We start from the raw sequence: 13,310 nt of genomic DNA, 5'->3' as shown, positions 1-13,310 counted from the left end.
ACGGCGGCGTGCCGTACGGAGGCCCGCCGCGCGCACGACGGCTGCCGCTCGCACGACGACGTGCTACGCGTGCGGCGGCGTTCCGCACATGCGGCGGCACGGGTCCATGCTGGACGTGAGGTGGTGATGGGACATGCGTACCGGCAGTGAACCCGTGACCGCGCGCAGTCCACTGCGCATGCGGCTCTGGCTGAGTCTATGGGGCGTCGCCTGGACCCTGTTCGGGGCGGTCGCGTTCTCGCTCGCCGACCGTCCCGGCTGGGCCGCGGCCTGCGGCGTGCTGCTGGCGGTGACCGCCGCGGACTTCGCGGTGATCGTCCACCGGATGCGCCAGGGCTCCCGTTTCCAGCCGGGCAGGGACGTCCCGCCGTACGAACCCGGCCAGGGCGACGGCCGGACGCGCCGGCCGTGGACGAGGACTCCGTGAGCGCCGGGGCGCCGCATCCGGCCCTGGCGCAGGGGGCTCAGTCCCGGCTTTCGAAGCGTGCGGCCGTCAGGTACTCGGGGTTCGGGTCGAGGGCGGCGGCAAGCCGGAAGTGGCGGGTGGCCTGCTCCGGCCGCCCGGCCCGCTGGAAGGTGCGGGCCAGCGCGAAGTGGGCGAAGGCGTTGTCCGGCTCTCGCTCCAGCACCAGCTCGAACTCCAGCTCCGCCGGACGGAGTTGGGCCGCCGCGAAGAAGGCCCTGGCGCGCAGCAGCCGGGCGGCTGTGTTCTCCGGGTGGGCGGCGATCACCGAGTCGAGGAGCTTCACCGCACCCTTGGGGTCACGCGCGGCCAGCAGTTGCTCGGCGGCGCGGAAGTCGATCACATGGGTTTCCGGGTTCCGTTCGGGCACGGTCGGATCCTTCCCTTCGCTCGGGCGTTTGCAACGTCGGACGGGGCCGCGCTATTCCGCGGCCCCGTCGACCCCTGCGCCCGCCCTTCGGTGTGCCGCTATGTCCTCTGGCCCGCGGGACCGGAGGCCGCCCGCCGGGACAGCTCCTCCCACACCCGTCGCACCTGCGGTTCCAGGTCGTCGAGGGGGCCGTCGTTGTCCACGACCAGATCGGCGACGGCGAGCCGCTCCTCGCGGGTGGCCTGGGCCGCCATCCGGGCCCGTGCGTCGGCCTCCGCCATGCCGCGCAGCCGGACGAGCCGGTCGAGCTGGGTGGCGGGGGTGGCATCGACGACGACGACCAGGTCGTAGAGGGGGGCCAGGCCGTTCTCGGTGAGCAGCGGGACGTCGTTGACGACGACGGACCCGGGGCCCGCCGCACCCTCCAGTTCGGCGGTCCGGTCGCGGACCAGGGGGTGCACGATCGCGTTGAGGGCGGCGAGCCGTTCGCCGTCGCCGAAGACGATGGCACCGAGGGCGGGCCGGTTAAGGCTGCCGTCCTCGTGGAGTACGCCGGTGCCGAACTCCCGCACGACGGCGGCGAGTCCCGGTGTCCCGGGGGCGACAACCTCGCGGGCGAGGCGGTCGGCGTCGATCAGTACGGCTCCGTACGAGACGAGCAGCCGGGACACTTCGCTCTTGCCGGCACCGATGCCGCCGGTCAGGCCCACTTTCAGCATGGGCGGCAGCCTACGGGGCCGGGTGGGCGCGCGTACCACCCGGTGACGGCTGTCCGGCGCACCGGGGCGGCGTGCCGGACAGCCGTCGTCAGGCGTCGCCCTCGCGCTCGGCGAGGAAACGCTCGAATTCGAGGCCGATCTCGTCGGCCGACGGCAGGTCCACCGGCTCGGCGACGAGGTTGCCCCGGGTCTCGGAACCCGCGATCGCGTCGTACTGGTGCTCAAGTCCCTCGACGAGCGCGACGAGTTCTTCGTCGCCCTCCCCGATCTGCCGGTCGATCTCGGTCTGGGTGCGGTGCGCGGCGGTGCGCAGGGTGTGCGCGACGGTGGGCAGCACCAGGCCGGTGGCAGCGGTGATCGCTTCGAGGCTGGTGAGCGCCGCGTCCGGGTAGGCGGAGCGGGCGACGTAGTGCGGGACGTGGGCGGCGACGCCGAGTACGTCGTGACCGGCCTCGGCCAGCCGGTACTCGACGAGCGCGGCGGCCGAACCGGGGACCTGCGCCTCGTCGAACGGGGTGCTGTGGCCCGGCATCAGGTCGACGCGGTTGCCGTGCGGGGTGAGGCCGACCGGGCGGGTGTGCGGGACTCCCATCGGGATGCCGTGGACGGTCACCGAGAGCCGGACGCCGAGGCGCTCGACGATCTGCTCGACGGCCGCGGCGAACCGCTCCCACTCGACGTCCGGTTCGGGCCCCGAGAGCAGGAGGAAGGGGGCGCCGGTGGCGTCCTGGACCACGCGGACGTCCAGCGTCGGCGTCTCGTACGCCGTCCAGCGGTCGCGCCGGAAGGTGAGCAGCGGGCGCCGGGCGCGGTAGTCCACGAGGCGGTCGTGGTCGAAGCGGGCCACCACCTGGTGGGGCAGCGACTCCAGCAGTCCGTCGACGACCTGCTCGCCGGTCTCACCGGCGTCGATGTATCCGTCGAAGTGATAGAGCATGACCAGCCCGGCCGACTCCTGGGCAAGCGCCATGTCGACGACGGCCAGCCCCTTCGGCTCCCATTCGTACAGACTCTGCGGATCAGGCACAGTTACCGCTCCTCCTCGTATTCCTAAGGAGAACACCCCTGGGGGCACGGACATTCCCCGTCCGTGCCCCGTCATCGGGTGTTTTACGCGGGCGCGGACGCGGGCACCGAAGTCACGCGAGCACGCGGCTGTGCAGCGCGGTCACGGCCTTGCGAGCCGAGGTGAACGCCCCGTGCTGCCAGGCGTCGGTGTTGCTCAGGTAGTCGCCCGCGAAGTAGACGCGGCCGGCCGCCTTGTTGAGCGGGGCGAAGGCGGCGGACTCCGGGCCTCCGGCCAGCGAGTGCCAGGCGGCTTCCAGGTGGGGGGTCTGGCGCCAGTGGTGCGAGAAGGACGAGGAGAGTTCCGTACGGTACTTCTCGCCGTGGATCTTGACGCCCTGGGCGAGGGCGCGGGCCTCGCGGTCCTTCGGTGCGAGCGCCGCGTAGGAGTCGGCGTTGGTGCCGGTGTTGTAGTAGCCGATGATCAGGCCGCGGTCGCCGTTGTGGCCGTAGGACGGGTACCAGATGTGGGAGAGGTCCATGTCGGTCTCGGTGATGCCGCCGTAGATCCGGTGGTCGGTCTCCCACCAGCGGCTCTTGTACTCCAGGCCGATCTTTCCGGCCGAGGAGGGCTTGCATCCCTCCAGCGCGGTCTGCACGGCGGAGCCGAGGTTGTGCGAGGTCTTGGCCAGGATGTTCGGGGGCAGTGCGGCGATGCAGTAGTCGGCGTCGATGGTGCGGGTGCGGCCGTCCTGGGTGTAGGTGACGGTGACGCCGTGCGGGGTGTCCCGGATGTCGGTGACGGCCGCGCCGGTCCGGATGCGGCGGCTGCCTATCGCCCTGGTCAGGGCCGCCGGTATACGGTCCATGCCGCCGACGGGCTGGAACATCAGCATGGCCTGGTCGTACTCGAACTCGAAGGAGAAGTAGCGGCCCACGTTGGTCGAGAAGATCTCGGAGGCGGTCGGTACGTCCCCGAGCAGCTCGCCGGGGGTGCCCACGGCGGCAGGGTCGACGCGGTAACCGCGGCGCGGGCTGCCGGTGTACTCGAGGGTGTCGCCGATGTCGCCGAAGTCCTTCAGGAACTCGAGGAGTTTCTCCTGGTCGTCGGCGGTGATCTGACGGTCCAGGGCGCCCATGTCGGTGGCCTTGGCGAGGAGTTCGGAGACGTAGCCGTACATGTCGGCCTTGGCGGTGCGGTAGCGCATCGGGGCCTTCATCCCGTTGCGCTCGTTGAAGATGTAGGCGTTGGCGTTCACGTTGGTGAACACCTCGACGGGGACGCCGAGTTCGCGGCAGTAGTCGAGCGTGACCATCCACTGGGGAATCCGGCCGGGGCCGGCGTTCATGTACTGCCCGTCGTGGAACTTGGCGGTCTGCTTGTTCCCGTACAGGTCGGTGGTGGTGTCACCGCCGCGGATCGTCGTGTTGCGGCCACCGGTGAAGGCCCGGGCCTCCAGGATCGTACAGTCGTAACCCGCCTTGCCGAGCTCGTAGGCGGAGGCGAGACCGGCGATGCCACCGCCGACGATGACGACCTTCGCCGCAGCCCGGCCGCCCTTCAGGTTGAAGTCGCCCTTGCTGGGGGCGTGGAACGCGGGTTCACGGCTCGCGGCCTGGGCGGTCGGGGCCAGGCCGAGCGCTCCCATGGTGGCGAACATGGCGCCGGCTCCACTGGTGAGACCGACCTGACGCAGGAAATTGCGGCGGCTCGAACCGGACGCGGCACCGTTCGGCATGCTGGATATAGAGGTCATGTCCCGACTCCTCCGTGGATCTTGTCGATGTCGGGATACTGGCAAGTGCGTGTTACGGCCCGTCAGTTACTCGTGTATCTCGCATGTTTCTCTCGAAGAAGATCGCGGCCCGATATTCGGGCAATGGTCCAGACCTTGACGCTCCCCTCCCGCGCCCCTAACGTCTCGGGTCAACATGCCCCGGGCAGCACGTCTCACCTCGGGGCAGCACGTTCAGGTACTCGCCCCAGATTCACGTACGAGACGTCTGGACTCTCCGGGAAGGCAACTCCATGCGCACCCGCACCCCCCTCGCCCCGCTGCTTGCCGCCGCCCTCGTCACCTGCGGCCTCACCCTCGTCTCGGCGGGACCGGCCGACGCGGCCGGCGTCGTCGATGTCAGCACCGCGAAACAGCTCAAGGCGGCGCTCGCGGCAGCCGTCCCCGGCGACACGATCCGCCTCGCGGACGGCACCTACACCGGCAACTTCAAGGTGACCGTCCCGGGCACCGCCGCCGCCCGCATCACCCTGACCGGCTCCTCCGCGGCGATCCTCACCGCGAGCGGCGGCTACGGGTTGTATCTGAACGGCGCCTCGTACTGGACGGTGCAGGGCGTCACCGTCACCGGCGGCCAGAAGGGCATCGTGACGGACTCCGCGAACGGGGTCGTCATCGACTCGGTGACCGTCCACGACCTCGACATGGAGGGCGTGCACTTCCGTACGTCCAGCAAGGACGGGGTCATCCGGAACTCGCGCATCTACGACACCGGGCACGACGGGCGCGGCATGGGGGAGGGCGTCTACGTCGGCACGGCGGGCGACCTCACCGACAACAGTGACCGGGTCCTGATCACCGACAACGTCATCGGCCCCGGCTTCGGGGGCGAGAACGTCGACATCAAGGAAGGCACCACCGGCGCCCGGATCATCGGCAACACCTTCGACGGCAGCGGGCTCACCGGTGCGAACTACGACGACTCCTGGGTCGACGTGAAGGGCAACGGTGTCCTCGTCCAGGGCAACACCGGTTCCCGTACGACCAACACCGGGTACGAGACGCACACCCAGCAGCCGGGCTGGGGCTGCGGCACGGTGTTCCGGGACAACTCCTCGGACCTCACCGGTGCGACCGGGGCCCTGCGGCTGGCGATCAACGTCACCGCGAACACGTCGAGCTGCGCCACGACGGTGTACTCGGACAACACGGTGACCGGCGGCGCGGGTCTGACCAACATCGCCGTCACCCCGTAGGACACACGGCCGCCTCCTCTCGACACGCATGGGGCCACCGCGGACACGCGTCAGGACCACGGCGGACGCGAGCGAGGCGGGCGCGGGCACGAGCGAGGCCGGCGCGGACACGCGGCTGCCACCTGCCCTGACACGCGACTGCCACCTCCCCCTGACACGCGTGAGGCCCGCCCCCCGAAGGGGACGGGCCTCATGCGTACCTACTCCTGCTACCGCCGTCCGTCAGCGGTCGCCAGGGTCAGAGCTTCAGCTCTGGCCGCCGGCCAGCTTCTCGCGCAGAGCGGCGAGCGCCTCGTCCGACGCCAGGGCGCCGGAGTTGTCCGCCGACTCCGAGGAGTACGAGCCGCCACCGCTGCCGCCCGAGGCAGCCGGGGCGCCGGCCGGGGCAGCAGCGCCCTCGGCAGCGGCGGCCTCGTCGGCCTCGCGGGACTTGATGACCTGGGCCTGGTGCTGCTCGAAGCGCTGCTGCGCCTCGGCGTACTGGGTCTCCCAGACCTCGCGCTGCGCCTCGAAGCCCTCGAGCCAGTCGTTGGTCTCGGGGTCGAAGCCCTCGGGGTAGATGTAGTTGCCCTGGTCGTCGTAGGACGCGGCCATGCCGTACAGGGTCGGGTCGAACTCGACCGAGGCCGGGTCGCTGCCGAAGGACTCGTTGGCCTGCTTCAGCGAGAGGCTGATCCGACGACGCTCCAGGTCGATGTCGATGACCTTGACGAAGATCTCGTCGTTGACCTGGACGACCTGCTCCGGGATCTCCACGTGGCGCTCGGCCAGCTCGGAGATGTGGACCAGGCCCTCGATGCCCTCGTCGACGCGCACGAACGCACCGAACGGAACCAGCTTGGTGACCTTACCCGGGACGACCTGACCGATCTGGTGCGTACGGGCGAACTGCTGCCACGGGTCTTCCTGCGTCGCCTTCAGCGACAGGGAGACGCGCTCACGGTCCATGTCGACGTCGAGAACCTCGACGGTGACTTCCTGGCCGACCTCGACAACCTCGGACGGGTGGTCGATGTGCTTCCAGGACAACTCGGAGACGTGAACGAGACCGTCGACGCCACCCAGGTCCACGAAGGCACCGAAGTTGACGATCGAGGAGACGACGCCGGAGCGGACCTGACCCTTCTGCAGGGTGGTGAGGAACGTCTGGCGAACCTCGGACTGGGTCTGCTCCAGCCAGGCGCGGCGGGACAGGACCACGTTGTTGCGGTTCTTGTCCAGCTCGATGATCTTCGCCTCGAGCTCCTTGCCCACGTAGGGCTGGAGGTCGCGGACGCGACGCATCTCGACGAGCGACGCCGGCAGGAAGCCACGGAGGCCGATGTCGAGGATGAGACCACCCTTGACGACCTCGATGACGGTACCGGTGACGATGCCGTCCTCTTCCTTGATCTTCTCGATGGTGCCCCACGCACGCTCGTACTGCGCGCGCTTCTTCGAGAGGATCAGGCGGCCTTCCTTGTCCTCCTTCTGGAGAACCAGGGCCTCGATCTCGTCGCCGACCTTGACGACCTCGTTCGGGTCGACGTCGTGCTTGATCGAGAGCTCGCGGCTCGGGATGACACCTTCGGTCTTGTAACCGATGTCGAGGAGAACCTCGTCCCGGTCGACCTTGACGATGACACCATCAACGATGTCGCCGTCGTTGAAGTACTTGATCGTCTCGTCGATCGCCGCGAGGAACGCGTCCGCGTCGCCGATGTCGTTGACCGCAACCTGCGGAGTGGTGGCGGTGGTCTCGGTGCTGCTCGTCATGTGGGAAAGGGCTCCGGTACGGACAGTGAGTCGTAGGTACTGCTACGCCGAAAGCCCGTATCGCCTCTGCAGAAGCCGGACAGCCTGGAAAGTGCCCGACCCGTCTCCGGGAGGCACCTCGACAACCGAGGGGACATGCAACAGACGCGAGCGCGGCCTGCTAGGTCTGAGGCGCGCAGGCTCGCAGCGCAACTTGTAGCATACGGGGGCAGCCGGACACGGTCAATGCGCGAAGGGGCACACGCGGGGCGCACCGGACCATATCCGGCACAACTCGGCCGTGCCTGGGCGGTATCCGGCCAGTTTCGGAACTCGGAAGTTCCTCGCTCGCGCGTCGCCGGAAGCCGGCGCCCGGGGTCGGGTACGGCCGCACGGACACTCCCCGCACCCCGCCGCACGCGGTGGGTACAGGCAAACTACAACGACGGACACGATGAGCCAAGAGACCTGCGGAACCGAACCGGAAGCGACCCGCCGCGAGGCGGACGACACGGAGAGCAGCCGGGCCAGCCGCGGCTGGTGGGACCGGAACGCGGACGAGTACCAGAGCGACCACGGGGCGTTTCTCGGCGACGACCGGTTCGTCTGGGGGCCGGAGGGACTCGACGAGGCGGAGGCCGGGCTGCTCGGACCCACCGCCTCCCTCGCGGGCCGCGACGTCCTGGAGATCGGCGCGGGCGCGGCGCAGTGTTCGCGCTGGCTGGCCGCGCAGGGAGCCCGCCCGGTCGCCCTGGACCTCTCCCACCGGCAGCTCCAGCACGCCCTGCGGATCGGCGACGAGGTGCCGTTGGTGGAGGCGGACGCCGGGGTGCTGCCCTTCCGTGACGGCTCCTTCGACCTCGCCTGCTCCGCCTACGGTGCCGTCCCCTTCGTCGCCGACCCGGTACGCGTGTTCCGCGAGGTCCGCCGGGTGCTGCGGCCCGGCGGCCGCTGGGTCTTCTCGGTGACCCACCCGATCCGCTGGGCCTTCCCCGACGAACCGGGGCCGGAGGGGCTCTCCGTCGCCGCGTCCTACTTCGACCGGGTCCCCTACGTGGAGCAGGACGAGTCGGGCGAGGCCGTCTACGTGGAGCACCACCGGACGCTGGGCGACCGGGTCCGGGACGTGGTCGCGGCCGGCTTCCGCCTCGTCGACCTGGTGGAACCCGAGTGGCCGGAGTGGAACCACCAGGAATGGGGCGGCTGGTCGCCGCTGCGCGGAAACCTCATCCCGGGCACCGCGGTCTTCGTCTGCGAACGGGACTGACCCCGTCCCGCTCCGGCCGCACCTCATCCGTCCCCCTCGGCCATCTCCGTCGGCAGGCTCTGTGCCGGCTCCGTGCCGGCCCGGTCCGCGCTGTCGCCTGGTTCTGCTGACTCCTGCGACTCTGCCGGACGCCCCACCACAGCCGCCTCCCCCGTGCGGGGGAAGCGGCTCCCCCGTACGGGGGTGGGGGCGTCCGGCCGCCCGTACGACACTGGGTGCGTGATCCGAACCGATGCCCTGGTCGACCTACCCGTCCGCTCCGCTGTGCCCGCCCTGCGCCGGGCGCTCGACGAGCGGGGCACCGCCGTGCTCTGCGCGCCGCCGGGCACCGGCAAGACCACACTCGTCCCGCTCGCTCTCGCGGGGCTGACCGGTGAAGGTCCGCCGCGCCGGGTCGTGGTCGCCGAGCCCCGCAGGATCGCGGCGCGTGCCGCGGCCCGCCGCATGGCGTGGCTCCTCGGCGAGCGGCCCGGCGGCCGCGTCGGCTTCACCGTGCGTGGCGAGCGGGCGGTCGGCCCGGACACCGTGGTCGAGGTCGTCACCACCGGGGTGCTGCTCCAGCGCCTCCAACGCGACCAGGAGCTCTCCGGCTCCGACGTGGTGATCCTCGACGAGTGCCACGAACGCCACCTGGACGCGGACACCGCCGCCGCCTTCCTGCTGGACGTGCGCGAGACGCTCCGCCCCGACCTGCGGCTGGTGGCCGCCTCCGCGACGACCGACGCGGAGGGCTGGGCCCAGCTGCTCGGCGGTGCCCCGGTGGTCGAGGCGACCGGCGTCTCCCATCCGGTGGAGGTCGTCTGGGCGCCGCCCGCCGCACCGGTCCGGCCGCCGCACGGGATGCGGGTCGATCCCGCCCTGCTGACGCACGTCGCCCAGGTGGTGCGCCGGGCGCTCGCGGAGCGGGACGGCGACGTGCTCTGCTTCCTGCCCGGTGTCGGCGAGATCGCCCAGGTCGCCGGCCGGCTGGCCGGAGCCGGGGCGGAGGTGCTCCAGGTGCACGGACGGGCTCCCGCCGCCGTGCAGGACGCGGTCCTCGCGGGGGGTTCCGGTGCGGGACGGCGGGTGGTGCTGGCGACCTCGGTCGCGGAGTCCTCGCTGACCGTGCCCGGGGTGCGGGTCGTGGTCGACAGCGGCCTCGCCCGGGAGCCGAGGACCGATCACGCCCGGGGGCTGAGCGCCCTGACGACCGTGCGGGCCTCGCAGGCGACCGGACGGCAGCGGGCGGGCCGTGCCGGACGGGAGGCTCCCGGTGCGGTGTACCGGTGCTGGACGGAGGCGGAGGACGGGCGGCTCGCCCGGTTCCCGGCCCCGGAGATCCGGGTCGCGGACCTGGCGGCGTTCGCGCTCCGGGCTGCGTGCTGGGGCGACCCGGGAGCGGTCGGCCTGGCGCTGCTCGACCCGCCGCCCGCCGGGGCGATGAGCGCGGCCCGCGAGGTGCTGACGGCTGTCGGCGCGGTGGACGGGGACGGGCGGGTGACCGGGCGCGGCACCCGGATGTCCCGGCTCGGTGTCCATCCCCGGCTGGCGCGGGCCCTGGTCGACGGAGCCCCTGAGGTGGGCGGGCGCCGGGCGGCCGAGGTGGTGGCCCTGCTGAGCGAGGAGCCGCCCCGCGAGTACGGCGACGATCTGGCTGCGGCCCTGCGCACCGCGCGCCGGGGCGGCGACGGGTACGCCGCGCGCTGGCGCCAGGAGGTGCGCCGACTGTCGTCCTCGCTCGGCGGCGGGACGGAGGCCGGACGGGCGGCGCCCGGCGGCCCGGCGGGCGGGGCCGCTCCGGTCACGGACGACGCCGCCGCCGGGCTGGTGGCCGCGCTTGCCTTCCCGGAACGGGTGGCGCGCGCCCGGGGCGGGGAGGCGTACCTGATGGCGTCCGGGACCGGGGCGGAGCTGCGGGACGGCTCGGGGCTGCGCGGCTCGCCGTGGCTGGCGGTCGCGGTGGCGGACCGGCCCACGCACGCCGCGTCGGCCCGGGTGCGGCTTGCCGCGGTGATCGACGAGGACACCGCGGTGCTCGCCGCGGGGCACCTGCGGTTCCGGGGCGAGGAGGTCCGATGGAGCGAGGGCGACGTGGTGGCGCGCGTGGTTGACCGGCTCGGTGCGGTGGAGCTGGTGGTGCGCCCGTTGAAGCAGCCGGCCCCGGAGCTGGTGCGCACCGCGCTCCTGGAGGGGCTGCGCCGGGAGAGCACCGGGTTGCTGCGGTGGACCCGTGACAGCGAGCAGTTGCGGGCCCGGCTGGCGTTCCTGCACGGCGCTCTGGGGGCGCCCTGGCCCGAGGTGTCGGACGGAGCGCTGCTGGCGCGTGCCGGGGAGTGGCTGGAGCCGGAGCTGTCGCGTGCGCGGCGCCGCGCGGACCTGGGGCGGATCGAGGCGGGGCAGGCGCTGCGCCGGCTGCTGCCGTGGGCGACCGGCGAGGCTTCCCGGCTGGACGAGTTGGCGCCCGAGCGGATCGAGGTGCCGAGCGGGTCCCGTATCCGGGTGGAGTACGGCGGTGAGCAGCCGGTCCTCGCGGTGAAGCTCCAGGAGCTGTTCGGCCTGGCCGAGACGCCCTCGGTGGCCGGCGTTCCCGTGCTGGTGCACCTGTTGTCCCCGGCGGGGCGGCCGGCGGCGGTGACCGCGGATCTGGCCTCGTTCTGGCGGGAGGGGTACCGCGCCGTCCGCGCGGAGCTGCGCGGACGCTACCCCCGGCATCCCTGGCCGGAGGACCCGACGACGGTTGCGGCCACCCGGTTCACTTCGGCACGGCTGAAGCGGGAGCAGCCGTCATGACCTGGTGAGCGGCGCACGCTTGGGCGACGGGGGCCCGCCGCACCGGTGTGGCGGTACGACGACGGCGTTACGACGGCGGGCCCAGGGCGCACCGGTGCGGCCTTAGGACGACGGGGGTACGACGCGGGGTGGTACAACGCGGGGCCGGTACGGCCGCGCGCCCGTACCGGGAGGTGCTCGGTACGGGCGCGCGGAGGGTGCTGAGCGGCGTCAGGCGGCGGGCGGCGCCTCGACGGTGAGCTCGATGTCGAGGACGGCGCCGCCCTCGGTGGTGATCCGCAGCGTGTAGGTGCCCGCCGTGTCGCCCGCGTGGATCTGCGGGAGGGTGAGCAGGCCGTCGGCGTCGGTCTTCAGGCCGGTGAGCGTGGTGACCTCGGTGTCGTTCGCGCCGGTGAAGCGGGGGCCTTGGCCCTCCGGCACGGGCTGGCCCGCACTGTCGAGGATCGTGGCGGTGACGGCGACGCCGGAGGCGACGGCACCGCCGAGGGTGGCCTTGACCTGGACGTCCTCGGTGAACTCGCCGCCCTGGGTGGCGGTCGGCGCGGTGCTGGTCGTCCGGGCGACGGCGTCGGCCCGGCGGGGGGTGACGGTCGCCGTGAAGGAGAGGCCGAACTGCCCGGTGGTGCCGGCGGCGGCGTGGACCTGGAAGTCGCCGGTGGTCTCGCCCGCCACCAGAGCCGGGGCGCTGGCGGTGCCGTCCGCCGAGGTGACGACCTGGGCGCTGGTGGCTCCGCCGGCGAAGCGGGCGTCGGTGTCGCCGCTGATCGTGAAGGTGACGGGCGCCTCGGCGAAGCTGTCGCCCTCGCCGTCGACGGCCCGGACGGTGACGTCCCCGGCGAAGTGCTGGCCCGCCATGGCGGTCAGCGTGCCGGTGCCCGCGTTCTCGATCCCGGCGAGCTTGGGGACCTGGGAGGGCGCCGGGGGCGTGGTGGTCGTGGGCGGCTTGGGGGTCCCGGTGCCCCCGGGCTTGCCGCCCGGCGTCGGGGTGGGGCTCGGGGACGGCGAGGCGGTCCCGGGCTTTCCGTCCGGGGACGGCGAGGGCGAGGGGGACGTCGGGTGCGGGGTGGACGGCGAGGCCGGGGCCGGGCCGGTCGTGGTGCCGGTCGCCGGGCCGGGCGTGGTCGGCAGGACGCCGGTTCCGTCGGGCACCGCGTGGGTGCCGTTGTTGTAGTACTCGAACCAGGACCGCACGGTCGACAGGTAGGCGGTGGAGTGGTTGTAGCTCAGCACCGCGCGGTCGATGTCGGTGTCGATGGAGAGGTCCCGGGTACCGGCGCAGAGGTAGCGCCCGGCGGCGAGCGCCGCGTCGTAGACGTTGTTGGGGTCCTTGCGCCCGTCGCCGTTGGCGTCCTGGCCCCAGGTCGCCCAGGTGGACGGGATGAACTGCATCGGACCGACCGCGCGGTCGGTGACGGTGTCGTTGTCGTACGCGCCGTTGTCGGTGTCCGGGATGAGTGCGAACCCGTTGCCGTCGAGGGCGGGGCCGAGGATCGGGCTGAGCGTGGTGCCGCTCGCGTCGACCTTGCCGCCGCGTGCCTGGCCCGACTCCACCTTGCCGATGGCGGCGAGGAGTTGCCAGGGCAGCCGGCAGGCCGGGTCCGTGCCGGCGATGGTCGACTGTGCCTGCTGGTACGCGGCGAGCACCGAGGCCGGAATGCCGGACTCGGCGCTGGTGGCGGGCAGACCGACGGAGGTGCCCGGAGTGCCCGGGGTGACCGGGGTCGCCAGCGGCGGCAGGTCGGTGTGGTACTGGTCGTTGCCGGTGGCGGCGCCCTCTTCGGGTTCGGCCGCGGCCGGCTGGTCGTTCCCGCCGGGCTGGGTGGCCAGGCCCAGGGGCGCGCCGGGTGCCTGAGAGGCGGAGAGTGCCGCGACGACGGCGGCGGCCACCGCGGTGCTGGTGGCCCCTCTGCGCAGGCGACGGCCGAATTGCGCTGCCATATGGTCTGGTCCCTCCCCGACGACGGCTGTTCGCGCTCCCCAGCGCGAGGACT

General features: G+C 72.5%; 10 protein-coding genes. 4 read left to right on the top strand and 6 right to left on the bottom strand.

Annotation, left to right across the window (positions count from 1 at the left end; translation table 11 throughout):
• Positions 1-133 precede the first annotated feature (133 nt).
• Complete coding sequence (locus ACWCSV_RS03015) at positions 134-427, top strand: DUF6343 family protein (RefSeq protein WP_451138083.1); 294 nt, start codon at positions 134-136, stop codon at positions 425-427.
• Between the two features lie 37 nt (positions 428-464).
• Here the strand turns inward: ACWCSV_RS03015 and ACWCSV_RS03010 are convergent, their stop codons facing one another.
• The 4 genes from ACWCSV_RS03010 to ACWCSV_RS02995 form a co-directional block, all read right to left on the bottom strand.
• Complete coding sequence (locus tag ACWCSV_RS03010) at positions 465-833, bottom strand: tetratricopeptide repeat protein (RefSeq protein ID WP_451138082.1); 369 nt, start codon at positions 831-833, stop codon at positions 465-467.
• Between the two features lie 98 nt (positions 834-931).
• Positions 932-1,552, bottom strand: coding sequence for a dephospho-CoA kinase (coaE, locus tag ACWCSV_RS03005; protein WP_451138081.1), 621 nt, complete (start codon positions 1,550-1,552; stop codon positions 932-934).
• 88 nt (positions 1,553-1,640) lie between these two features.
• Positions 1,641-2,579 (bottom strand): PAC2 family protein, encoded by a 939-nt coding sequence (locus tag ACWCSV_RS03000; protein WP_266703237.1) that lies wholly within the window; start codon positions 2,577-2,579, stop codon positions 1,641-1,643.
• 112 nt (positions 2,580-2,691) lie between these two features.
• Positions 2,692-4,218: a flavin monoamine oxidase family protein gene (locus ACWCSV_RS02995; protein WP_451138245.1), complete on the bottom strand. Its 1,527-nt coding sequence runs from the start codon at positions 4,216-4,218 to the stop codon at positions 2,692-2,694.
• A 368-nt stretch (positions 4,219-4,586) separates the two neighbouring features.
• Between ACWCSV_RS02995 and ACWCSV_RS02990 the strand changes: the two genes are divergently transcribed.
• Positions 4,587-5,549 carry a right-handed parallel beta-helix repeat-containing protein gene (locus tag ACWCSV_RS02990; RefSeq protein ID WP_451138080.1) on the top strand — a complete coding sequence of 321 codons (963 nt, stop codon included), beginning with the start codon at positions 4,587-4,589 and terminating at the stop codon, positions 5,547-5,549.
• Between the two features lie 246 nt (positions 5,550-5,795).
• Here the strand turns inward: ACWCSV_RS02990 and rpsA are convergent, their stop codons facing one another.
• On the bottom strand, positions 5,796-7,304 hold the full coding sequence (gene rpsA, locus ACWCSV_RS02985) for a 30S ribosomal protein S1 (protein ID WP_266703241.1): 1,509 nt from the start codon (positions 7,302-7,304) through the stop codon (positions 5,796-5,798).
• Positions 7,305-7,737: 433 nt separating this feature from the next.
• Here rpsA and ACWCSV_RS02980 point away from each other — a divergent pair, with 433 nt between their 5' ends.
• Both ACWCSV_RS02980 and hrpB read left to right on the top strand, forming a co-directional pair.
• Positions 7,738-8,550, top strand: coding sequence for a class I SAM-dependent methyltransferase (locus tag ACWCSV_RS02980; RefSeq protein WP_451138079.1), 813 nt, complete (start codon positions 7,738-7,740; stop codon positions 8,548-8,550).
• Between the two features lie 219 nt (positions 8,551-8,769).
• Entirely contained in the window at positions 8,770-11,319 is a 2,550-nt protein-coding gene (gene hrpB / locus ACWCSV_RS02975; protein ID WP_451138078.1) for an ATP-dependent helicase HrpB, read from the top strand.
• A gap of 210 nt (positions 11,320-11,529) precedes the next feature.
• Here hrpB and ACWCSV_RS02970 read toward each other — a convergent pair whose 3' ends face one another.
• Positions 11,530-13,257, bottom strand: a complete 1,728-nt coding sequence (locus tag ACWCSV_RS02970) for a lytic murein transglycosylase (RefSeq protein WP_451138077.1) — start codon at positions 13,255-13,257, stop codon at positions 11,530-11,532.
• Positions 13,258-13,310: the final 53 nt, after the last annotated feature.

Source organism: Streptomyces sp. NPDC001770 (assembly GCF_053596135.1).
The sequence above is the reverse complement of the archived record's forward strand: the minus strand, read 5'-3'. Positions and strand labels throughout refer to the sequence as shown.

Coding starts and splice junctions, on each gene's coding strand:
- ACWCSV_RS03015 (WP_451138083.1), top strand. CDS start 134: ATGCGTACCGGCAGTGAACCCGTGACCGCGCGCAGTCCACTGCGCATG.
- coaE (WP_451138081.1), bottom strand. CDS start 1,552: ATGCTGAAAGTGGGCCTGACCGGCGGCATCGGTGCCGGCAAGAGCGAA.
- ACWCSV_RS02995 (WP_451138245.1), bottom strand. CDS start 4,218: ATGTTCGCCACCATGGGAGCGCTCGGCCTGGCCCCGACCGCCCAGGCC.
- ACWCSV_RS02990 (WP_451138080.1), top strand. CDS start 4,587: ATGCGCACCCGCACCCCCCTCGCCCCGCTGCTTGCCGCCGCCCTCGTC.
- rpsA (WP_266703241.1), bottom strand. CDS start 7,304: ATGACGAGCAGCACCGAGACCACCGCCACCACTCCGCAGGTTGCGGTC.
- ACWCSV_RS02980 (WP_451138079.1), top strand. CDS start 7,738: ATGAGCCAAGAGACCTGCGGAACCGAACCGGAAGCGACCCGCCGCGAG.
- ACWCSV_RS02970 (WP_451138077.1), bottom strand. CDS start 13,257: ATGGCAGCGCAATTCGGCCGTCGCCTGCGCAGAGGGGCCACCAGCACC.